Here is a 22,924-nt window from a genome sequence, read left to right as displayed (position 1 = left end):
GGCGAAACCGGCTAAATGGTTATCAGCAAATGCGCGGTAACTGGTCACCTGGCAACAAATCCACCACGCGCGTGCCGCCCAACGCATTGCGCAGCACCACCATACGCTTATGCTCGGCCACGACACGCCCTAAGACACACGCGCGAGAACCCAGCGGATGTCTCCGAATTTGGTGCAATGCCTGTCCGGCTATTTCGGACGCGACGAACGCGATCAATACCCCCTCGTTGGCTACGTACAGCGGATCGAGGCCGAGCATTTCGCACGCGGCGCGCACGTCGTCCGGCACGGGGATCGCCGCCTCATCTATTTCCACGCCCACGTTCGACGATTGCGCGATCTCATTGAGCGCACTGGCTGCGCCGCCACGTGTAGGGTCGCGCAGCACATGCACGTCGGCGCCAAACATCCGGAGTTGCTGCACGAGCGGCACCAAGCAGGCGCTGTCGCTCGTAATCTCGCTCTCAAAGGCGAGTCCTTCCCGGAAGGCCATCACCGCCATACCGTGCCGCGCGAGCGGGCCGCTCACGAGAATCACGTCGCCCACTACGGCGCGATGTGGCGCGGGGCGAAGCGCGTCGTCAAACACGCCGACGCCCGTGGTATTGATATACAACCCGTCGGCTTTCCCCCGCTCCACCACCTTCGTGTCGCCTGCCACCACGGGGACGCCGGCGTCGCGGCACGCCGCGGCCATCGCGTCAATCACACGGTCGAGCACCTCAAAGGACAATCCTTCTTCCAGTACAAAACCGGCGGTCAGACACACCGGCCGCGCGCCCATCATCGCGAGATCGTTGAGCGTGCCGTGCACCGCGAGCGACCCAATATTTCCACCGGGGAACTCAATCGGTTGCACCACAAAGGTGTCGGTGGAGACGGCAATCTCCCCCCCGCTCACCTGCACCACGCTGGCGTCGGCGAACTTGCCGAGTGCGTCGTTCTGCAACTTTGGCCAGAAACGTTCTGCGACGATCGCCGCGCTCATCTTGCCGCCGGAACCGTGCCCGAGTTGTACGCGGTCTACCGTCGTGATCGGCGCGGGACACACGGGGCCATTGGCAAGACTCGGCGCGGAACCCACCGCCGCCGCGCCCGTCGCGCTTTTCCCTGGCGTGCTGCTCACGTCGCCGCTCCCGTGGCTTCCGGGCGATACCGCCCCATGTGGTAGTACGCCGCGCACGCGCCCTCTGCGGACACCATCAGCGCGCCCAACGGGTGCTCCGGCGTGCACCGCGTGCCGAAGGCGGAACACTTGGGTGGTTTCAGCCGCCCAGTGAGCACGTCCCCCGCTCGGCACTCGGCGGGCTCCTCCACCGTCAGGTCCTGGACGCCAAACTTTACTTCGGCATCAAAATCCGAGAACTCGTCGCGGAGCCTGAGTCCGCTCATCGGGATTTCCCCAATCCCTCGCCACTTACGGTTCCCAAGCTCAAAGACGCGGTCCACCGTCACACGTGCTGCCGGCGTGCCCTCGCGGCGCACCGAACGCACATACTGGTTTTCCACTTCGTGCCGCCCCGCCTCGAGCTGTCGCACCACGAGCAACATCCCCTCGAGAATGTCCACCGGCTCAAAACCCGTCACTACGATTGGCACGTGATACTTGGCAGCGAGCGGTTCGTACTCGGTCCAGCCCATTACTGCGCACACGTGCCCCGCGGCGAGAAAGCCCTGCACGCGATTGTCCGGTGCTTCCATGATGGCCGTGATGGCCGGCGGCACCGTGACGTGCGAGACGAGCACACTAAAGTTCTTGACCCCGAGCTCGCGCGCGCGCCACACGGCCATCGCGTTGGCGGGCGCGGTCGTCTCAAAGCCGACGGCGAAGAACACCACCTCTTTGGTGGGATTGCGCTGGGCCAGCACCAGTGCATCGAGCGGCGAATACACAATGCGCACATCGCCACCGCGCGCGCGCACTTGTTGCAGGTCGCAGTCGCTTCCGGGAACGCGCAGCATGTCACCGAACGAGGTGAACAGCACCTCGGGGCGCGCCGCAATGAGCAGCGCTTTGTCGATCTGCTCGAGCGGCGTCACACACACTGGGCAACCGGGCCCATGAATCATCTCGATGGCGTCTTCGAGCAACTCGTCGATCCCCTGCCGCACGATCGTGTGCGTCTGACCGCCGCACACCTCCATCAGACACCAGCGCCGCGTGGCTTCGGCCTTGATGCGTTCAATCACCGCCTTGGCAATATGCGCATCCCGATACTCGCTCAAGAACTTCATGCGTCGTTACCGGCCGCCAGCGATTTATCGGCAACCTCTTGCAACCACTCGAGCTCCTGCGTCTCCCCCATTTCCTTGAGCACTTCGAAGGTGCGCTGCGCCTCGGCCTCATCCACTTTCGTGATGGCAAAGCCCACGTGCACAATGACGTAGTCGCCGAGCGTCACTTCGTCTTGCACATACGCCAAGCAGCACTCTCGGCGCACGCCGCCAAAGTCGACGACGCCCATAGCGAGGCCGTTATCGTCTCGCATTTCAATGATCTTGCCGGGAATGCCGAGGCACATCGGGAAATCCTCCTGAAGACACTACGCCACGTCGGATGTTACCAGTCAGCAGCAAGCGACAGCGAGAACAAACGGCCGAGCGACGCGCCGCCGGGCACCTCAATGTGACGTCGATCGAGCAGATTCTTTGCCGTGAGCTCAAGTCGCGCACGGGAACGGTTCCCGAGCGAAACTGGCACAGAGACCCCCGCATCCGCAACCAGGTATTCGGGTACCGGGCCGGTGAGGTAAGGCAAAGAACTCACGAAATCGAACCGACTGACCTGGACTCCTGAGAGCTCCACGCGGGTTCCCGTCCGCCACCAATCGTGCCACATGACGGCACCCTTGGCCTTGTGCGTCGGCGCATTGAACCCCGGCTCGGAGAGACCGGCCATCGGCTTGCGGAAGGTCCCCGGTTGCTGATACGACACCGACGCCGTGGCGCTCCACTGCGCGTCAAAGAACCACTCGCCTGATACGTCCAGGCCAGCCACGGGAAGTTCGCCGTAGTTGAGATAGGTCTTGGTGACCTCGCGCCGCGGCAGCCCCGTCACGGGGTCGCGCACAAACACCGAGTCGGCGGGCCGGCTGAGGGCGGCTTCCTTGGAGATGTAGTTGCGGTAGGTGGAGTAGTAGGCGGTCACGTCGAGCGATGCGCGACTGCCCCACGTGGCGCGATAGCCTAACTCGGCGGATGAAACATGCAACGGCTCGAGCGACGGAATGTTCGCCGGCACCGCGCCGCCCGCCGTGTTCACGAAGCTGAAGCCGGCGCGGTTCCCGCGAATCCAGTTCTGCAGCCCACTCGCGGCATCGCGTCCGGCGTTGCTCTGCGCGTAGAGGAGATACGTGGTCGGACTGTTGAACGCCTCGTTGTACGTCAGGCGAACCGCATCGCCATTGGCGAGCGTGTACGACGCGGAGAGCTTGGGCGAGAAGCGCGCGCTAAAATCACTGTGCGTGTCATAGCGCCCCACCGCGGTGAGGCGGAGCTTGGGGATGACCAGATTGTCATAGCCCACGTATGCACCGCTCTCGTTGATCCGAATGGGGGCACCCGTCGTGCCGTCGGTGAGGTACGTGCCGCCGCTCACGGGATGCGAGGTGCGATACATCACGCCGCTGGTCACGAAGTGCCGCGTGCCGCTGTGCCAGGCGTGCTGGGCTTCAAACTCAAAGCGGTCGGAGCGGTCAACAAAGAGCGCGCGCTGCATGGCCAGGGACGGCGACAGCCCCGCCCCGCCATTGGCCTGCGGGATTTGCATGCGCGTGAGGACGTCGAGGTAGTAGCTGTCGCCGGCGTCATTCTTGGTGTAGGCAGTATTGACATAGAGCGCGCCGCCAAGCACGTCGGTGAAGTTGGCACGGAGCTGCTGGTACCAGGCATCCCAATCCTTCACCTGCAGTCGCCCTGCGACCGTCAGGTTGATGTAGTTGGCGCGCGTGGCACCCGCGGAGTACACCAGCCGGTTACCGGCGCTCGGGTAATAGAAGAGCGAGCCGCCCGCTGTTTGATGTGACAGCTGAAAGTCGGGTTGATCAAGCACGGAGAATCCGCCGGAGCCGGCAAAGGCATTGCGGCGCTCAAAATCTCTGGCCTGATACGATTCGCCCGTCAGTTTGAATGCGAACTGATCGGATATCACCGCAGCCATACGGAGGCTGAACGCAGCAACGCCGCGATCACCGTCGGTGACGGAGATTGATCCGCCGCGCGAGTCGCGGGGGTCGCGCGTGACAATACTCAGCACGCCGTTGGCCGCATTCGCGCCGTACAGTGCCGACGAGGGCCCAGTAACGACTTCAACCTGCGCCACATCTTGTGGCGTCACGAGCATCATCCCTGGCAGCACGGTGCCCAATCCAGGGAGTGAAGACAATCGTCCGTCGACGAGCACCAGCAGGTTGGTCGTGAACGGATTCACGAAGCCGCGGGCATTGGGTTGCTGCTGTCCGAGCCCTGAGGAAAAGAAATCGACGCCGCTCGCGCGCTTCATGGCGCCAAACACAGTAGGTTCGCCGCTACGGGCGATGGCATCGCCCTCAATCACGGTCACGGAGACATCGGTATCCGCCGCGCGCTCCACGCGCCGCGTACTCGTGACGACGACCGCAGCGGCAGTGAGCGCCACAACATCGAGTCGGAGATTCACTTCCACCCGCGCGCGATCGGCGACAACGACGTCGGTCTGCGCCGCACGGGCATAGCCCAGCCGAGCCGATTCGACCACGTAGATTCCGGCACGGACCTCGCCGATCAGGTAGCGTCCGAGGGAATCGGTCATCGCACCGGCGACGATCACACCTTGCGCGTCGCGCACCACAACCTGAGCGGCGACCACGCCGTTCCCGGTCCGCGCGTCAGTGATTCGGCCCGTGATTTCAGTTCCATCGAACGCGCGCGCCGCACGAGAGACCTCGGGCACAACCATCAGCGAGGCGATCGCCACGACGCGTATCGCCAAGCGAAGCATATTCTTCCAAGACATACATGGACTCCGGTGGTAGGGGGCCACACCGGTGATTTTATAGTTGCGTACCGCGGACTTGTTGCAGGAAATCCCTGATCTTTGGCGGGCGCAACCCCGACTTAGGGGCGCGGTGCGTCGGACGATGTTTAGACCACGGAGTTCACACGCCCGTCGCTCGACGCGGCCGTTCCCATCTCAAAGCCCAGTCCGCGCCGCTACGCCCGCCGTATGGCCGCCAGCACCAGAGACAGCAGCAGCAATACGCCGAACGCCGTGTGCAACTTGACGCCGGCGAGCCACGCGTCGTTTAGGCGAACGGCATCGTGATGCAAGAACACAATCCGCAACATGTGCACGGCAAGCGGTACCGACAGCACCACGGCGAGCGCGCCAACGGGCAACCATTGGAAAAGGACACCGGCGACGACCGCACCGTAGGCGCCCACGATCATTGCGGCCATCAGCACTCGCGCGCCGAACGGACCGACGACGCGTGCCAAGCTCCGCTTCCCTGCCGCGACGTCGCCGTCAAAATCGCGAACGTCATTCACGTGCATCACGGCGGCCGCGGTCAGTCCCACCGCGCAAGCTGCAGCCCAGGCGCCTGGGGTGGTCGCGTGCGCGCCCAGCCAGTAGGTGCCCACCACCATGGCGGGGCCCATAAATGCAAAGACCGTGGGGACCCCGAGTCCAAGGTAGGCCAACCGAATGGGCGGCGACGCATAGAAGTACCCCGCGAACAAGCCGGGCACGCCAATCCACATGAGTCGCGGGTCCACGCGCCACACCAGCATTCCGCCGCTCGCGAGCGCCACACCAAAGCAGAGGTGCGCCGCGCGCCGTACCTGCTCCGGCGTAAGTATCCCACCGCGCACGGGCGCACTCGATCCGCGCGGATCGACCGCGCGCGGCGCGCGTGCGCCGGCCTTATAGTTCCACGAGACATTCATGAGGTTCGTACCGGCCTGCGCGGCCACGGCGGAGAGCCACGCCAGCGCCACCAGCGAGGTGGCGGCGCCATCACGCCACGCGAGCGCGGCGCCGGTCAGCACGGAGATCGTCGAAATGAGCAACGAATTCACACGACTCGTCTGCAGCCACACGGACAGCGACGGCTCGCCGACAGGCCCTTGATCCACCATCATCTGCACCTCTTGGATGAACCCGCAAACTGCGCGCCGTCGCGCGCGCAGACAAGCGCAACCCTTTCTTGCCATGATAAAACCACGCCCCGATAGCTGGCGCGAACGCGCCGTTTCTGCCGACGATGCCGTTGGCCTGCTGCGTTCCGGCATGAACGTGTACGTCCACGGCGCAGCGGCCACCCCCACGCCATTGCTCGAAGCGCTCGCGCGGCGCACTGATGTCGAAGGGGTGAGTCTCTACCACCTCCACACGGACGGCGCGGCCCCTTGGACGACGCCGGAGCACGCCGGACGCTTTCACTCGATTTCATTCTTCAACGGCCCCGCCATGCGCGAGCCGGTGGGCGACGGCCGCGCCGACTTCGTGCCGATTTTCCTCTCTGATGTTCCAGCACTCTTCCACTCGGGACGCGTGCCGCTTGATGTCGCCTTGCTGCAACTCTCACCCCCCGACGCGCATGGGTACTGCTCGCTGGGCACCAGTGTAGACGCAGCGCGTGCCGCCGCGGACACGTCACGCTTTATCATTGCCGAGATCAACGAGCAAATGCCGCGCACGCACGGCAACAGCGCCGTGCCCTTTGACCGAATCGACGCCTTCATTCACACCGATCGCCCCCTGCCGTCGCACGCGCCGGGTGCGGAGTCAGAAGTCGAATCGCGGATCGGCGAGCTGGTCGCTGGGCTCGTCGAAGATCGCGCCACGCTCCAAGTGGGCATCGGCGCCATCCCAGACGCGGTACTTGCCCGACTCACCGACAAGCGCGACCTCGGTGTGCACACCGAGATGTTTTCGGATCGTTTGGTAGAACTCGTGGAATGCGGTGCGGTGACCAACAAGTACAAGGTCATCGACACCGGACTCATCGTGACATCGTTTTGCATGGGATCTCGCCGCACCTATGATTTTGTGCACGACAACCTGCGCGTCGAGTTTCACTCCTGCGACCGCACCAACGACACCCAACGCATTGCACGCAATCCGCGCGTAACCGCCATCAACTCGGCGATCGAAGTCGATCTCACCGGCCAAGTGTGCGCCGACTCCATTGGCCATCGCGTGTATTCGGGGATCGGTGGGCAAATGGATTTCATTCGCGGCGCTGCACGTTCTCGCGGCGGCAAACCGATCATCGCGCTCCCAGCAACAGCGGCTGGCGGCACTGTGTCTCGCATCACGACAGAACTGAAGCCTGGTGCCGGCGTGGTGACGACTCGCGGCCATGTTCACTGGGTGGTGACGGAATACGGCGCCGTGAATTTGCACGGACTCTCGCTGCGCCAGCGTGGTGCCGCACTCGTGTCGATTGCGCATCCGGATTTCCGTGCCGAGCTCACGCGCGACCTGCAGCGACTGCATCTCGGGTGAGCCGCAGATGGCGGCGCGGCATCGGCGACGCGTGCGCGCTGCACGGATGCGCATCGGGAACACGGGCGCGTCAGCCGAGCTAACCGTTTAGCCGAGACATTCCGTGCGGTAATCCCCGACACGGAATCGTCCGTTTTACGGCTTCGGAGCCGTGCCGCTTTCCTGTAGACTATGCGGAGAACGGCCATTGCGACCGTTCTCCCTAGGGGCCGGTGACGCATATGAGCACCCGCACCGCACATACCGCCGTCCAAGCGCCGTCCTCTGCATTGGACGCTCTGCTCGCGACGGAGCAAGAGATCGCGCAGCACTTCGCTGATGCGGAGCGACGGGCGCGCGAAATCCTCGATGCCGCACATACTGACGCGGAGGAGACGCATCGCGTGGCGGCAATCGCCCTCGCAGAGGAACTCGCGTCTATCGATGCCCGTTCGCTCCGCGACATCGCGGCCGCCGTGAGCGAGATCGAGCGCGAAGCAGAACAGCTGGTGCGCCGCTATCGCGCAGTGCCGGATGCAGAGATCGCAACGCTGGCAGAGCTGGTCGTCGCGGAACTGACTGGGTTAGGAGCGGCGTCGTGATCGTTCCCATGGCACGGCTGCGCATTCTCGGACCGCGCGAACGGCTCGAGGACACGTTGCATGCGGTGCAGGACGTCGGCCAGTTGCATCTGGACGAAGCGCCGGCACGAGCGGGCGTCGAGCCGGCGCGTCTCGACGCACGCGGCGAGCGACGCCGCGGCCAACTGCAGCGAGTACTTACCGATGTTGCGGACGCCTTGCACGCGCTGCGCGCCGTCAGCCCAACGGGGCCACGCCTCTTGCCGCCCCCTGCGACCGTCGCTGACGCCGCGCGGTGGGCGCGCGTGGCGAGTCGCGTGCGCCGCGACGCCCGCGCGCTCAGCGACCGCGAGACTGCGCTGGACGAAGAGCGCGCGCTGGTGGCACGCTATCGCGACTTTTTGCTTGCGGTGCTCCCCGTGGTGCGCCGCGTGGCAACGTCCGAACGTCTGACCAGCCACGCGGTGGTCGCGCCAGCCTCAGCGCGCGCCACCGTGGATGCGATGGCCGCGTCGCTTCGCGCGGAACTCGGCGCTGAGTTTTCTATGACCACGATGCCGCTCCCCGGCGGAGACCTCGCGATCCTCTTGGTCCTGCCAAAGGAGTTCAGTGCGCGCTTGGAATCGCGGCTGGCGGAGGCACGCGTTCCTGAAGTGCCACTGCCCGCCGCGTACCGAGGCATGCCGCTCCAAGACGCGGTACCGCTCATGCTCGACCGGCTGCAGCAAATTCCCCGCGACGTTGACGCCTGCCGTACCAACCTCGCCGCGCTGGCGCGTTCGCACGCGACCGAGCTGCGGCGCGCCCACGCAGCGCTCAGCGACTGGCTCTCCGCTCTCTACGCGCACCAGCAATGCTCGGTAACACCACACGCCTTCACCATTGAGGGGTGGATTCCTGAGCCCGGCGTCACCGCGCTCACGGAACGGATTGCCGCCGAGGCGGGCCCGTCTGTTATTGTCGAACACATCGCGCGAGAAGAATGGGGGACGGCAGATGCACCGGTGATTCTCTCGAACCCGCGCCTCTTCCGCCCCTTTGAGTCGTTGATCGCTCTGCTGCCCCTTCCGCGATACGGCACGATCGACCCCACGCCGTTTGTCGCCGTGTTCTTTCCGTTGATGTTCGGCATGATGCTCGGCGATGTGGGCTACGGGGCGATGCTCGTTGGTTTGGCGTTGCTTATCCATCGAAAAGCCGCTCCCGGCTCGCTCGTTCGCACGGGAGCCGAGGTGGCAGGCCCATGCGCCCTCTTTGCCATCATCTTCGGCGTGCTCTACGGCGAGTACTTTGGTGACCTTGGCAAACGGCTCTTTGGACTTGAGCCGATCATCTACGACCGAGAGCAGGCGATTTTCGCTGCGTTGGCGGCCGCCGTGGGACTCGGCGTGGTGCATGTGGTGCTCGGGCTAGTCCTCGGCGCCATTAGCGCCGGACGCAAGCACCCGCGACACGCCCTCGGCAGCGGCATCTCGGCGGTGATGGTGCTCCTCGTCGTGGCGGCGTTGATGGCCGCCTTCCGAGTGCTGCCAGAACAGCTCTTCACCCCAGCGGTGGTGGCACTGCTCGTGGCGTTTCCCGTGCTGGTGTTTGCTGAGGGGCTTATTGCGCCAGTGGAACTCCTGGCCACGCTCGGCAACGTGATGTCGTACGCGCGCATCATGGCCATCGGCACGGCCTCTGTGATGCTCGCAGTGGTGGCCAACCAAATGGTGGGCGCGGTGGGCAGCACGGCCATCGGGCTCGTGTTTGCGCTGTTGTTTCACCTCGTGAACTTCGCCATCGGATTATTCAGCCCGGCGATTCACGCGCTTCGCCTCCACTACGTGGAGTTCTTTGGAAAATTCTACAGTCCCGGCGGACACAAGTACGAACCATTTGGTCACCGAACGGCGCCGCCGGGCGCTGTCCTAGAGAGGAACGTCGTATGAACATCATGTGGGTTGTCATCGGAGCGGCGAGCGTCATGTCCATCTCGGCGTTGGCCACGGCATGGGCGCAATCGAAGATCGGCACTGCGGGCGCCGCGGCGCTTGCGGAAAAGCCTGAGCTCGCAGGCACGATCATCATTCTCGTGGCCATCCCAGAGACGATGGTCATCCTTGGGTTCATCGTCGCCGTGCTGATTATTCTGCGTGCGGGGACCGGAGGCTGAGTGGTGAGTGATCCCGCTGCCCTGCTCCTCGCGCAGTTGAGGCGCGAGGCCGACGCCACCGCTACGGCGCGGCTTGCTGCGGCCGGAGCGGAAGCGTCGCGTATGCGAACGGAGGCCGTCGAGCAGGTGGCCCAGCACCGCACGGCGCGCATCGCCGAGCGGGAGGCCGCGGCAGTCGCTGCATTGGAGCTCGCGTCTGCCGATGCCGCACAGCGTGTGCGGCACGAAACGCTCACCGCACGAGCGGCCGCGCTCGACAAGGTTTTTTCTGCAGCCGCCGAACGGCTTCCGGCGCTTGACGTACACGCGGGGCTTGGAGCTGTGGTCAGTCGCGCGATCGCCGATGCACTGGCGTGCGTGCCAGGAGACGATGCCATCGTCCGTTGTTCACGCGCCGTTGCCGACGCGATGGGTGGTTCGCTCACCGCCCTCGGCGTTCGCGCCGCGCAGTTGACCATCGACGACTCGGTTGCCGTTGGGGCGATCGTCACATCCGCCGACGGCCGCATTGTGGCAGACGTGACGTTCGCGCGCCGACTCGAGCGAGACCGCCGCGGGTTGGCGATCGTGGTAGCGCGCCGACTCGCCGGAGACACCCCGTGACCGACTGGGGCGACGTCATCACACGCACCCGCGGACTCGCGTCGCACCTGTTGCGCGACGAACAGTATCGTGCGCTATGCGAGGCGCAGGGAATTGGCGCACTTGGCGCGCAGTTGACGACGCTTGGCATTGTGCATGCGCCGGCTACCGGCGTCCCGTATGATGCCGCAGCACTTGAGGAGAGCCTACGACGCCGTGCAGGGGCGCGACTCCGCGTGCTCGCGAGCTGGGCGGGCGAGCGGGTGGAACAGCTCGCACCCCTACTTGATGACGAGGATCGACGCAGTATTCGCGCGTTGGTCCGAGGCGCCGTGGCAGGCGCTGCGCCGGAAGCGCGGCTCACGGGACTCATTCCCACCTCCTCACTTCCGCTCCGCGCCCTGCAACAACTCGCGACCGCTGGGGACGTGGCGACGGTCGGAGCGCAACTGCTCACGTGGCGTCACCCATTTGCGAGCGCCGTCGCCGAAGAGGCGCAACGCCAGCATCTCGACCTCTTCCGCCTGGAGGTCGCACTCACCCGCGCCTTTGCCGAACGGGCGCTGCGAACGGCGCGCCGCGATACCGCCATGCGCCGGTTCGCCGAGCGCACCATTGATTTGGAAAACCTGTGGTCCGTGCTCATTCTCGCAGACCAACATGCAGACCTCGACCCCGCGAGTATTTTTGTCTGCGGCGGCACGTTGATTCGTGCTGATGACATTGCGGCTGCGCAGATTGCCGGCAGTCGCTTCGACATCGCCGAGCGCCTTCGCGTTCGCGTGGCACACACGCCATTGGCGGCGGCACTCACCGCCGCCAATCGCTCCGCCGAAGACGCCGCCGCGCGCGCACTCGAACGTGAGTTCCGAGCGCTCGCCCGCACGGCGCCGCTGAGCCTCGCCCCCGTGGTGCACTTCGTACTGCGGCAACGCGTCGAACTTCAGGCGCTCCTGCGCGTGACCTGGAGCATTGCGATGCATGTGCCGCCGGTGCTCATCGAAGGCGCGCTTGGAGTGGCCGCGTGAGTTACACCGTACGCGTCCTCGCGTCGGCCGCTAGCGCGGCCGGCTTTCGCCTGGCTGGTCTCGCCGTCGACGAAATCGCCAAGCCGGAAGACGCGGGGTCCCGCCTGCAGATTCTTGCCGCGTTACCACATACGGGCATTCTACTTGTTGAGCAGGCCCTCCTCGACGCGGTGCCTGAGACTGTGCGTCGCGACATTGAACGGCGCGCCGTTCCCATTCTTGTCCCCATTCCGGCGCCCGCATGGGCCGGCGCCCCGTCGGGCGCAGAGGACTACATCCTCGAGTTGCTCCGACGTGCGATTGGCTACCGCGTGAGGCTCCAGTGACCGCTCGCATCATTCGCGTTGCGGGTTCGCTCGTTGAGGCCGCTCCGTTGCATGGCGCCCTCTACGAACTGGCCTTTGTGGGCAAGCGCCGATTGTTGGGTGAGATTATCAAACAGCGCGGCGATGTGTGCACTTTGCAGGTCTACGAGTCCACGACCGGCCTCGCGGTGGGCGAACCGGTAGAACACACCGGCGTGTCGCTCACGGCACAACTCGGCCCCGGCTTGCTCGGCGCGGTACTCGACGGCATCGGCCGACCGCTCGAACGAGTGGCGGAAGCCACCGGCGACTTTATTGCTCCCGGCGCGCGCGCTGACACCCTCGACGCGGATCAAAAGTGGACCTTTACCGCCACGCGCGCGGCCGGCGATTCGGTGGAACCCGGCGACGTGCTCGGCACTGTGCTCGAGCGCGCAATCACCCACCGCGTGCTCGTTCCACCGGGCGTGCGCGGCGTGATTGCGGCAATCGACAGCGGGACGTACACCGTGACCACACCCATCGGCGCGCTAACCGACGGCACCACGCTCCGGCTCGCACACCGCTGGCCGGTGCGTATCCCGCGCCCAGTCGCGGAGCAGTTTGCGTCGTCGCGCCCCTTCGTGACGGGGCAACGCGTATTCGACCTGTTCTTCCCGGTAGCAGAAGGGGGCAGCGCGGCGGTCCCTGGCGGCTTCGGTACAGGCAAGACAATCATCGAACAGTCGCTCGCCAAATTCTCAGAAGCCGATGTGGTGGTCTACGTCGGTTGCGGTGAGCGCGGCAACGAAATGACGGACGTGCTCACGGAATTCCCGCTACTTGTTGATCCACGCACGGGGAGGCCCGTGATGGACCGCGCCGTGCTGATTGTGAACACCTCGAACATGCCCGTGGCTGCGCGCGAGGCGTCGATCTACATGGGCGTCACCATCGCCGAGTATTTCCGCGATCAAGGCAATCGCGTGGCACTCATGATTGACTCCACCTCGCGCTGGGCAGAGGCGCTCCGCGAAATGGCGGCACGACAGCAAGAGATGCCCGGAGAAGAGGGCTATCCCACATATCTAGCGAGCCGCCTTGGACAGTTCTTTGAACGCGCAGGCCGCGTGCGCCCCCTTGGTGCACCCACGCGTGAGGGCGCGGTCACGATCATCGGCGCCATCTCTCCGCCCGGCGGCGATTTTTCTGAGCCGGTCACGCAAGCGGCGTTGCGCGTCACCGGCGCGATGTGGGCGCTCGACGCATCGCTCGCACACCAGCGGCATTATCCAGCCGTGGACTGGGAAAGCAGCTTCTCACTCTACGCCGATCAAGTCGCGCCCTGGTTCACCACGCATGGAGGCGAGCAGTGGGCCGCCGTGCGCGCCGACCTGCTTGCGTTACTGCAAAAAGAACGGGAGCTCCGCGACATCGCGAGTCTGGTGGGACCCGACGCGCTCGAAGATCACGATCATCTCGTCATGGACGTTGCCGCCATCGTGCGCGAAGTGGTGCTCCGGCAGAATGCATATCACCCGCACGATGCCATTAGTTCACCGCAGCAAACGTACGCGCTTGCGCACGCCGCCCTCGAAGCGTTTCGCGACGGGGAGCGCGCCCTCGCCTCCGGCACCGCGTTTGCCGCGCTCGATCTCGCGCCCACGCGCCGCGCCCTCGCCGCGAAACGCGACGGAGTGAACGCATGAGCCCGCGCATTGACGTCACGCACCATGGCGCTGCCGCAGCCGGCGGCCCCCTGCTTTTCCTTGAACGCACCCGCGGCGTTTCGCTCGGCGAGTGGGTGGTGGTGCGTCAACCAGGGATCGCTGACCGCCGCGGGCAGGTGATTGATGCCGGCGAGCACGCCACGGTCGTGCAGTTGCTCGACGAAACCGTGGGCCTCGCGCCCGATCGCGCCGAGATCATTCTCACCGGCGAAGTGGCGACCACGGTGGTCGGGCGCGAACTGCTCGGACGCGCCTTTGACGGCCACGGCGCGCCGGTGGACGGACTCCCGGCTCCGGTAGGCGAAGCCCTTCGTCCTATTGATGGCGCACCCATCAACCCGGTGCGCCGCGCTCGGCCACGCGACTTTATTGAAACCGGCATCAGCGCCATCGATGCCATGAACACGCTCGTGCGCGGCCAGAAACTTCCGATCTTCAGTGGACCAGGGCTCCCAGGGCTCGAGATCGCCGCGCGCATTGTGGAGTGGGCGCGCGCGCCGCGGCACGAGCCCTTTGCCGTGGTGTTTGCCGCCGTCGGCATCACCGCGCGTGAGACGCGCGATTTTCTCGACCGCGTGCGGGCCAGCGGAGCACTCCCCCGCACCGTACTTTACCTGAACCAAGCGTCGCATCCGGCGGTGGAACGGCTGCATGCGCCCCGACTCGCGCTCACCGCCGCTGAGCATCTCGCATACGAATGCGGCCTGCACGTGCTCGTGGTGATCGCCGACATGACGCACTATTGCGAAGCGCTCCGCGAGATTGCCACCGCGCGCGAGGAGATTCCTGGGCGGCGCGGTTACCCCGGCTACATGTACACCGACCTTGCATCGCTCTATGAGCGAGCCGGAATCATTCAGGGAAAACCGGGATCGATCACGCAGATCCCCATTCTCACGATGCCCGACGACGACGTCACGCATCCGATTCCCGACCTCACGGGCTACATCACCGAAGGGCAGATCGTGCTGAGCCGCGAGCTGCATCGTCGAGGCGTCACCCCTCCTATAGACGTACTGCCGTCTCTCTCGCGGTTGATGAGCGGCGGCATTGGCGAAGGACGAACGCGCCCCGAGCATCGTGAATGGAGCGATCAACTATACGCGAGCTACGCGCGCGGACGCGAGGCTCGCTCGATGGCCGCGATTGTCGGAGAAAGTGGTCTCCCGGCTGGCGACCGACGCGCGCTGGCATTTGCGGAGTCCTTCGAGCAGACGTTCATCAACCAAAGTGGACGCCGGACGATTGACGAAACCTTTGCTGTTGGCTGGCAGCTGCTGCACACGCTCCCAAGCGACGACCTCACCAGGTTGAGTGCCGCGACGCTCGCCGCACATGGGACGGCCTCATGAACGGCCGCACGCGTCTCGCACCGACGCGCATGAACCTGCTGCGCGCTCGCCGAGAACTCACGCGCATTGTCAAAGGGATTGATCTCACCCGACGCAAACGTGAAGCGCTGGTGAGCGAGCTCTTTGCGGCGGCACGACCCGCGATTGACGTGCGGCAGCGCATCGCCGCATCTACCACCCGCGCCGCCACCGCACTCACGCACGCGATCGGTGCGCACGGCGTCGCGGGTCTCGCGGTCACGGCATGGCCACTCACTGAGCCGGCGATTGAACTGCGGCCGGCGCAGGTGTGGGGCATCGCCGTGAGCGACGTGATCAACGCGCCCACCTTTCGGCGGACGATTGATGCCCGTGGCGTGGCCCCGGCACTGGTCGGCCCCTCCACCGCCGACGCAGCTGCGGCGTTTGAAGCGCTCACCGAGTTGCTCGTGGAAGCCGCGCCCAAGGAACAACGGGTGCGGCGGCTCGGCGAAGCGCTGGCCGACACCACGCGGCGACTGCGCACGCTCGAGCAGCGGGTCGCGCCGCAACTCACCGAGGCCATTGCGGGCGTGCGACGGCAGCTCGAGGAGCGCGAGCGCGAAGAGCAACTCCGCTTACGGCACGTGCAGTCGCGGCAGACGCGCTGAGCAGGCTCGGCGCCCCGCGGTGTCGTCAGCGGCGCGGCATGCAATCGCCGCGCCGCTCTACGACTTACGAAACAGTGAGCGTGCCCGCCATCGCGTCGTAGACGGTCGTATACGAGTGGAGCCCCGAGGTCGGTTGCCCACCGACCCACTGTCCAGACGTATTGAACTGCGCGCCGTGGTTGGGGCAGGTAAAGCCGCCTGACACCGGCGTCACCACGCTGCCCTGGTGCGGACAGATGCGCGAGAGCGTTACGAAGGTCGCGGACGAGGTGCGCACAATCGCGAAGGGCGAGTTGGCGAGCGTGAGCACCGCAACCCCGCCGACCGACGCCAACGATGGAAAGTCGCTCAACTTAATGACCGTTGGACTGCTCAACTTGGGCGCGGTTCCGAAATCGCTCCCCGCCACGCCGCACGCCGCCAACGCTACCGCCGCCGCGAGTAGGGTTCCCTGCGTAATAAACTGGCGTCGGCCGATCGCGCAGCCCGCACATTCCCGGTCCTGTTCCACGTGCCCCCGTTGTATGATATGCCTAACCACGCAGTATCGGCGTCGCACGCAGAACCATGAGCCGCCTACTGGCGCCAACCCTTATACGCACGCAAGCTTCATTCTGTGAAAGCGTCCCCAATACTCCGCTGCGGATTACGACCTGAGCGCCACACTCGGCGGCTCGGGGGGCTGCGCCGCGCGTTTACGCTGATTGAGATTATCGTTGTCGTAGTGGTGATTGCCATTCTCGCTACCCTCGTGGCGCCCAACGTGTTCCAGCATGTGGGCACGGCCAAGGCGGTCACGGCGAAGAGTCAAATTGAAATGCTTGGGGCGGCGTTGGATGCCTACCGCCTCGACATCGGCGGCTATCCCACCACCGCACAGGGACTCGGCGCCCTCTGGGACAAACCGGCGGACGCATCAGCCAGTTGGCGCGGCCCGTACCTGCGGAAGCCGGTCCCCAATGACCCCTGGGAGCACCCCTATCAGTACCTGTCGCCGGGGGTCCAGAGTCGCACCGGCTACGACCTGCTTTCACTCGGCGCCGACGGCAAGCCCGGCGGCGACGGCGACGCGGCAGACGTGGTAAGCTGGAAGTAGTCGGCGAGGGCTCTCAATCCGACCAGTGAGCCAATGGCAGCATGCGTGACCGACCGTCGCGACGCCCTGAGGCCAAAGGACCAAATCACGCCACCTGAATAATTCGTCGGCAGGGCACCGCGGTTGGTATATTCTCTGGCTATGCTTCTTCCCGTTCTCATCGCATTCCAGCTGGCCGCCGCATCCCCACCCGCCGGCCCCGTCTACCACGCGCGCAACGGCCAGACCAGCGCCCGCCCCACGGCCTCCGACGCCACCGTCACCATCGACGGCCATCTCGACGAGCCCGTCTGGCGATCAGCGGCACTCCTGACCGGCTTCTCGCTCTACCAGCCGGTAGACGGGCGTCCCGCCCCAGACTCCACCGAAGTGCTCGTCTGGTATTCGCCGACCGCCATTCACTTCGGCATCCGGGCCTTCGAAACACACGGTGCGGTGCGCGCGACCCTCGCCGACCGCGATCGCGTGTCGAACGACGACAACATTGAACTGCACCTCGACACCTTTCACGAAGGGCGTCGCGCGTTCGTATTTATTGTGAACCCGCTGGGCGTACAGGCCGACGGCACCAAGAACGAAGGGGGCGGATTTATTCCCGGCTCCAACGTGATGCCCGGAATGAATGATCTCAGCGCCGACTTCCGCTGGGAATCCAAGGGGCACATCACCGACTGGGGCTACGAAGTCGAAGTGCGCATCCCCTTCAGCAGCCTCCGCTATCCCGTGGTCGGTACCCAGAAATGGGGCATGCAGATTAACCGACACGTGCAGCACTCCGGCTACGAAGAAACGTGGACCCCCGCGCTGCGGGGGAGCGCGAGCTTCGTGTCTCAGGCTGGCGAACTCACCGGCCTGACCGGCATGCAGCACGGCCAGGAAATCGAGTTCATTCCTGAGCTCACCAACAGCATCGCTGGCGCCGCGAGTGGCACCTACGGTCAAGGCTGGGGCTACAGCTCCAAACCGCAACTCGGCGGCAACGTGCGGTGGGGCGTCGGAAGCAACTTCGTGCTCAACGGCACCATCAAGCCTGATTTTTCGCAGGTCGAGTCCGACGCCGCGCAGATCGCAACGGACGAACGCTTCGCGCTCTTCTACGCCGAAAAGCGACCGTTCTTTGTGGAAGGCAGCGAGCAGTTCAACGTGCCGAACACCTTGGTCTACACGCGCCGCATCGTGCGGCCAGATGCGGCGGTGAAGCTCACCGGCAAAATTGGACGCACGGACGTGGCCGTGCTCTCCGCCCTCGATCAAAGCTCTTCGGCATCGAACGGTGAACGACCCATGGTCGACATCGTGCGCATTCAGCAGGGCTTCGCGGCGCAGTCCACGGCGGGATTACTCTACAGCGAACGGGTCGGCGGCGGCCGCACCAACCGTATTATGGGTGCCGACATGCGTCACGTATTCGGCCGCCTGTATTATGCGCAGCTACAGGCGGTTACCAGCAGCACGAACAACGCCGGCACCTCGCGCTCCGGCCCGATGTGGGAAGCCGTGATCGATCGCACCGGGCGGAGCTTCGGCTTTCACTATGCCGTGCTCGGCATCCATCCCGATTTTCAGACCGACAACGGATTCGTGAGTCGCACCGGCATCACCAAGGTGTCCGCCATGAATCGCTTTACCGCCTTCGGCGCGAGTGGCAGCTGGCTCGAGCGCTACAATCTGTACGGGCAGCTGAGCGGGACGTGGAAATACGATGATTTCTTGCACGGACGCACGGTGCTCGAAGACTTAGCCAACGCCAACAGTTCGTTCACGCTCCGCGGCGGCTGGACGGTGGGTTTTACACCAACGGTGGCAACGTATGCCTTCGATTCCGCGGCATACGCGGGCTATCGCACGTCGAACACCGCTGGCGTGCAACGCGCCTACGTGCCGTTGGGTCGCCAGCAGGCCACACTGGTGAACGCCACCCTCTCCACCCCACAGTTCTCGCGCTTCGCCGGCACACTCGGCACCACCACGGGCGCTGACATCGATTTCTTGGAAGCGGGCGACGTCACGCGACGCGACTACACCGCCACGCTCGACCTTCGCCCCGACGACCGCCTCCGCCTCACCGCGACGTACGTCAGCTCCAGCTTCACACGCAAACGCGACGGGTCGCGGTCTGCCACGACGCGCATCCCACGCCTGAAGACCGAATATCAACTCTCCCGGTCCCTCCTTGTCCGTCTGATTGCGCAGTATGAGGCGACGGTCCGCGAACCACTCGCCGACCCGATCACCGGGCGCACGCTCCTCCTCAAGAGCAGCGATGGGAGCTACCAACCGTCGACGGCCCGACGCACCAACAACCTTCGGGCAGATTTCCTGCTCTCGTATCGTCCCGCCCCAGGCACGGTGGTCTTCGGTGGATACGGGAACACGCTCACCGAAAGCGACCCGCTCGCCTTTCAGCATCTGCGGCGCTCCGCCGACGGCTGGTTCGTCAAATTCAGTTACGCACTGCATACTACGTTGTAGCGCGATACCGTAGTCGCCGTCTCCGCCTCCCCGCCCTCCCCCGTGAACCTCGATCCGCGCACCGTCGTCTTCTTCAACGCTATGGGCGCGTTGTTGATGAGCATCGCCCTCTTCGGCGTGTCGCGTGCGTATTCGCGGCACATGAACGGCATGCATCGCTGGGCGTGGGCGACGCTCGCGCAGGCCGTCGGGTGGATTCTGCTCGGCATGCGGGGCGTCGTGCCGGACATCGCGTCGGTCGTTCTCGCGCAGACGCTCCTCGTCATCTCAATGACGATGTACCACCACGCGCTCCGCGAATTCACCGAACGACCAGCGCCGCTCGCCTGGATCTATCTGCCTGCCGCGCTCGACATGGCCGCCACCGTGTACTGGACGATGTCGTCCGACAACGTCTCCGCGCGCACCAGCGCGATCGCTGTCTGCACGGCGGCCGCCATGCTGCAGTCGAGCTACGTGCTCTTGAGCGGCGGCGCGCGCACGAGCCCCGCAAGCCACCGCTTTACGGGACGTGCCTTTCTGGCGTGCGGAACCGTCCTCGGCGTGCGCGCCGTGTACTACGCAGCAGTCGCCGGCGTCACGACCACCACGGCGAACGCCGCCATCTTTGAGCCCGGCGCCATTCAGGACGCGTCGTTTCTCACATTCTACGTCATTGTCATTGTGCTCACCTTCGGCTTTGTGCTGATGTGCAATGACCGCGACAACGAGCAGATGCGGCGCCTCGCCCTCGTGGCGCAGCGCACGACCAGCGGCGTCTTTCTCTCCGATGCCGACGAACGGATTGACTGGGTCAACCCCGCGCTCACCGTCATGACGGGCATCGAAGGCGACGCGGCGCTCGGACGCTCCACCCCCGCTCTGCTGCCGGAAATCGGCGGCACGGAGCCGGTGGCCCTCTCATGGCGTCATGCCACGGAACGTCGCGAAGCCTTCGATCAAGAAATCGCCTTCGCCCATCCCGATGGCACCCCGCGCTGGTTCCAGTTACAGACCAACCCCGTCTTTGACGACAGCGGCGAGTTCGAACACACCGTCGCGGTGCTCACCGACATCACTCACCGCAAAACGCACGAACTCGGCCTTGTGGCCGCCAAGGAACAAGCGGAGGCAGCCGTGCGCGCCAAGAGCGACTTCTTGGCAATGATGTCGCACGAGATTCGCACGCCCATGAATGGCATCCTCGGCATGACCAGCTTGCTCAGTGGCACGGACCTCACGGCCGAACAAGCGGAGTATGCCGATGCCACGCGACGCTCCGCGCAGTTGCTGCTCGCCGTCATCAACGACATTCTCGACTTCTCCAAAGTCGAAGCGGGCAAACTCACGATTGAGCCCATCCCATTCGATGTGCACGCGGCGGTTGCCGACGTCGCTGAGTTGCTCGTGCCGCGCGCCACGGAAAAAGGGCTCAAGATTGTGCTGCGCTTGGCGCCCGACGCACCGCGCCGCGTGATCGGCGACCCCGGACGCATTCGGCAAGTGCTCCTCAAGCTGCTGGGGAACGCGGTGAAGTTTACCGACGCGGGCCAGATCATCGTGGGCGTCGAGTTGATCGTCGGCACGAGCCCAACGCAGCTGCGCTTTGAAGTGATGGACTCCGGCATCGGCATTTCGGACGACACCATCGGGACGCTCTTTGAGCCCTTTGTGCAGGCGGACGCGAGCACCACGCGCCGCTTTGGCGGAACGGGACTCGGACTCTCTATTAGCCGACGCCTCGTGGAGTTGATGGGTGGAGCGATCGGCGTGCGCAGCAGCGAAGGGATTGGTTCGACCTTCTGGTTCTCTCTGCCGCTTCCGGAGGACCTCAACCCACCGCCGATGCCGCCGCAGGGTGCGGCGCTCCCCGGCGTGCGCGCGTTGGTCGTGGACGACGTGGAACTCAATGTGCAGGTGATGCGCGAGTGGATGCGCGCGTGGGGCATGCGCGTCGAATCGGCCGCCGACGGCAACGCGGCGCTCGCCCTCTTGCGCGCCGCGTCATTGGCCGGCGATCCATTTCGCATTGCCGTCATCGACAACCGCATGCCGTTTTTGGACGGCGAAACGCTCGGCCGCGCCGTGCGCGAAGACCGCGACCTCGGCCGCATGCCGCTCGTCATTGCCACCTCGGCGCCGACACGCGGCGATGCCGAGCGGTTCCAACGCTCCGGCTTCGACGCCTACCTCACCAAGCCGCTCCGCCCCGACACGCTCAAGGGCACGCTGGAGATTTCACTTGCCCTCCCGCACGATCGATCCGATGGCGCGCCACTCATCACGCGCCACTCGCTCGTGGAGGCTACCGGCTCGCCCATTCTGAGCGCGCACCCCTCGCTCGTCATTGACGATGCTGACGCACTCGACACCACCGCGCGCTTTCAGATTCTGCTCGTCGAAGACAACCCCATCAATCAGATGGTGGCGGGAAAGATGCTGGAGTTGCTGGGCTGCGACGTCGAAGTCGCAGGCGATGGCATCGACGCCGTGGAGCAATCCGCCAAGCGCGAATTCGACCTCATCTTCATGGACATGCAGATGCCGCGCCTCGACGGCCTCGAGGCCACGCGCCGCATTCGCCAGCGCGGCGGGGCCGATGCCACGCGCCCGATCGTTGCCATGACCGCCAACGCGATGGACGGCGACCGGGAACGCTGCCTCGACGCGGGGATGAACGATTACATTACCAAGCCAATTAGTCGTGAGTCCCTGACTCGCGTCCTCGCCACCCTCGAACCGCCCCGCTCCTAATGCGCGACTCCCGATTCCCGGACGCGTGGCGTCCCTGGATCACGACCGCGTCGGTCCTCGCCGCGATCACGGTCAACGCCCTCGCCAACATCATTCCGTTTAATGGCCAAAACACCGGCCAGATCTCGGATCGCTTTCAGATTTATTTTGTGCCGGCCGGTTACGTATTTTCGATTTGGGGTGTGATCTACATCGGCTGGCTTGCATTCGCCGCCTTCCAAATGCTTGGCACGCAGCGCCAGTCACCGCGCATCGTACGTCTCGGTTATTGGTTTGCGCTCAGTAATGTGCTCAACGCCGCGTGGCTCTTTTGTTGGCACTACAATCAGTTTGTGTTGAGCCTGGCCGTGATGGTCGCGCTCCTCACCACGCTCATCATTTGCTACCGCCGACTCGGCGTGGGGCACGTCACCGTCACGCGCGCCGAGCGGTGGTGCGTGGACATTCCGTTTGGTTTGTACCTCGGCTGGATTTCCGTTGCGACCATCGCGAACGCGGCCGACGTGCTTTACTACATCGATTGGAACGCGTGGGGGCTCGCCCCCCAACATTGGACCGTGTTGCTGCTTGGCACCGCGTGCGCGATTGGCGCCGCCATGGCCCACGAGCACGGCGAGGTCGCCTTTCCGCTCGTCCTCACCTGGGCGTTCATCGGCATTGCACGACGGCAATCGGGCTCGCACGGACTCCCCGACGCCGGCCTCGTGATTAGCGCGGCGTGGGTGGCGGCAGGAGTGGCCGTGCTGCTCGCGCTCTATGGCGCTCGCCGACGCACGGCACGGGCCTGAGCCCCGCCTAGTGCGGCGGCTTGACC

Annotated in this window: 20 protein-coding genes; 14 read left to right on the top strand and 6 right to left on the bottom strand. The window is 65.1% G+C overall.

Annotated elements, in window-relative coordinates; all coding sequences use genetic code 11:
* Positions 1-22 precede the first annotated feature (22 nt).
* The 5 genes from hypE to NTZ43_08635 all read right to left on the bottom strand — a co-directional run bounded on the left by hypE (position 23) and on the right by NTZ43_08635 (position 6,120).
* Complete coding sequence (hypE, locus tag NTZ43_08655; protein ID MCX5767275.1) at positions 23-1,126, bottom strand: hydrogenase expression/formation protein HypE; 1,104 nt, start codon at positions 1,124-1,126, stop codon at positions 23-25.
* On the bottom strand, positions 1,123-2,235 hold the full coding sequence (hypD, locus tag NTZ43_08650) for a hydrogenase formation protein HypD (GenBank protein ID MCX5767274.1): 1,113 nt from the start codon (positions 2,233-2,235) through the stop codon (positions 1,123-1,125). Before hypD ends, hypE begins: the two co-directional genes overlap by 4 nt.
* Positions 2,232-2,522, bottom strand: a complete 291-nt coding sequence (locus NTZ43_08645; GenBank protein ID MCX5767273.1) for a HypC/HybG/HupF family hydrogenase formation chaperone — start codon at positions 2,520-2,522, stop codon at positions 2,232-2,234. Before NTZ43_08645 ends, hypD begins: the two co-directional genes overlap by 4 nt.
* A 38-nt stretch (positions 2,523-2,560) precedes the next feature.
* A complete protein-coding gene (locus NTZ43_08640) occupies positions 2,561-4,993 on the bottom strand; it encodes a TonB-dependent receptor (GenBank protein MCX5767272.1) in 2,433 nt (810 codons plus the stop codon).
* Positions 4,994-5,190: 197 nt separating this feature from the next.
* Positions 5,191-6,120, bottom strand: coding sequence for a prenyltransferase (locus NTZ43_08635; protein ID MCX5767271.1), 930 nt, complete (start codon positions 6,118-6,120; stop codon positions 5,191-5,193).
* A gap of 70 nt (positions 6,121-6,190) precedes the next feature.
* On the opposite strand from NTZ43_08635, the gene NTZ43_08630 reads away from it, so the two are divergent.
* From NTZ43_08630 to NTZ43_08585, 10 genes are all read left to right on the top strand, one after another.
* Positions 6,191-7,489 carry a 4-hydroxybutyrate CoA-transferase gene (locus NTZ43_08630; protein ID MCX5767270.1) on the top strand — a complete coding sequence of 433 codons (1,299 nt, stop codon included), beginning with the start codon at positions 6,191-6,193 and terminating at the stop codon, positions 7,487-7,489.
* A 221-nt stretch (positions 7,490-7,710) separates the two neighbouring features.
* Complete coding sequence (locus NTZ43_08625) at positions 7,711-8,070, top strand: hypothetical protein (GenBank protein MCX5767269.1); 360 nt, start codon at positions 7,711-7,713, stop codon at positions 8,068-8,070.
* Positions 8,067-9,980 (top strand): hypothetical protein, encoded by a 1,914-nt coding sequence (locus NTZ43_08620; protein MCX5767268.1) that lies wholly within the window; start codon positions 8,067-8,069, stop codon positions 9,978-9,980. Before NTZ43_08625 ends, NTZ43_08620 begins: the two co-directional genes overlap by 4 nt.
* Complete coding sequence (locus NTZ43_08615; GenBank protein MCX5767267.1) at positions 9,977-10,204, top strand: ATPase; 228 nt, start codon at positions 9,977-9,979, stop codon at positions 10,202-10,204. The genes NTZ43_08620 and NTZ43_08615 overlap by 4 nt, the downstream gene beginning before the upstream one ends.
* A gap of 3 nt (positions 10,205-10,207) precedes the next feature.
* Positions 10,208-10,807 carry a V-type ATP synthase subunit E gene (locus tag NTZ43_08610; protein MCX5767266.1) on the top strand — a complete coding sequence of 200 codons (600 nt, stop codon included), beginning with the start codon at positions 10,208-10,210 and terminating at the stop codon, positions 10,805-10,807.
* Positions 10,804-11,814, top strand: coding sequence for a V-type ATPase subunit (locus NTZ43_08605; protein ID MCX5767265.1), 1,011 nt, complete (start codon positions 10,804-10,806; stop codon positions 11,812-11,814). The genes NTZ43_08610 and NTZ43_08605 overlap by 4 nt, the downstream gene beginning before the upstream one ends.
* Entirely contained in the window at positions 11,811-12,140 is a 330-nt protein-coding gene (locus NTZ43_08600) for an ATPase (protein ID MCX5767264.1), read from the top strand. Before NTZ43_08605 ends, NTZ43_08600 begins: the two co-directional genes overlap by 4 nt.
* The gene (locus NTZ43_08595; protein MCX5767263.1) at positions 12,137-13,807 is read left to right on the top strand and encodes a V-type ATP synthase subunit A; all 1,671 of its coding nucleotides are present in this window, start codon (positions 12,137-12,139) and stop codon (positions 13,805-13,807) included. Before NTZ43_08600 ends, NTZ43_08595 begins: the two co-directional genes overlap by 4 nt.
* The gene (locus tag NTZ43_08590) at positions 13,804-15,180 is read left to right on the top strand and encodes a V-type ATP synthase subunit B (GenBank protein ID MCX5767262.1); all 1,377 of its coding nucleotides are present in this window, start codon (positions 13,804-13,806) and stop codon (positions 15,178-15,180) included. Before NTZ43_08595 ends, NTZ43_08590 begins: the two co-directional genes overlap by 4 nt.
* Positions 15,177-15,809 carry a V-type ATP synthase subunit D gene (locus NTZ43_08585; protein MCX5767261.1) on the top strand — a complete coding sequence of 211 codons (633 nt, stop codon included), beginning with the start codon at positions 15,177-15,179 and terminating at the stop codon, positions 15,807-15,809. The genes NTZ43_08590 and NTZ43_08585 overlap by 4 nt, the downstream gene beginning before the upstream one ends.
* 64 nt (positions 15,810-15,873) lie before the next feature.
* Here the strand turns inward: NTZ43_08585 and NTZ43_08580 are convergent, their stop codons facing one another.
* A complete protein-coding gene (locus NTZ43_08580; GenBank protein ID MCX5767260.1) occupies positions 15,874-16,185 on the bottom strand; it encodes a Rieske (2Fe-2S) protein in 312 nt (103 codons plus the stop codon).
* 306 nt (positions 16,186-16,491) lie between these two features.
* On the opposite strand from NTZ43_08580, the gene gspG reads away from it, so the two are divergent.
* The 4 genes from gspG to NTZ43_08560 all read left to right on the top strand — a co-directional run bounded on the left by gspG (position 16,492) and on the right by NTZ43_08560 (position 22,898).
* A complete protein-coding gene (gene gspG / locus NTZ43_08575) occupies positions 16,492-16,905 on the top strand; it encodes a type II secretion system major pseudopilin GspG (protein MCX5767259.1) in 414 nt (137 codons plus the stop codon).
* Between the two features lie 141 nt (positions 16,906-17,046).
* Positions 17,047-19,377 carry a DUF5916 domain-containing protein gene (locus NTZ43_08570; GenBank protein ID MCX5767258.1) on the top strand — a complete coding sequence of 777 codons (2,331 nt, stop codon included), beginning with the start codon at positions 17,047-17,049 and terminating at the stop codon, positions 19,375-19,377.
* 42 nt (positions 19,378-19,419) lie between these two features.
* On the top strand, positions 19,420-22,110 hold the full coding sequence (locus NTZ43_08565) for a response regulator (GenBank protein ID MCX5767257.1): 2,691 nt from the start codon (positions 19,420-19,422) through the stop codon (positions 22,108-22,110).
* Positions 22,110-22,898 carry a tryptophan-rich sensory protein gene (locus NTZ43_08560; GenBank protein MCX5767256.1) on the top strand — a complete coding sequence of 263 codons (789 nt, stop codon included), beginning with the start codon at positions 22,110-22,112 and terminating at the stop codon, positions 22,896-22,898. Before NTZ43_08565 ends, NTZ43_08560 begins: the two co-directional genes overlap by 1 nt.
* Positions 22,899-22,924: the final 26 nt, after the last annotated feature.

Source organism: Gemmatimonadota bacterium (assembly GCA_026387915.1).
Taxonomy (GTDB): Bacteria; Gemmatimonadota; Gemmatimonadetes; order Gemmatimonadales; family Gemmatimonadaceae; genus Fen-1231.
Note: the sequence above shows the minus strand (reverse complement) of the source record. Positions and strands in the feature narration are given on the sequence as shown.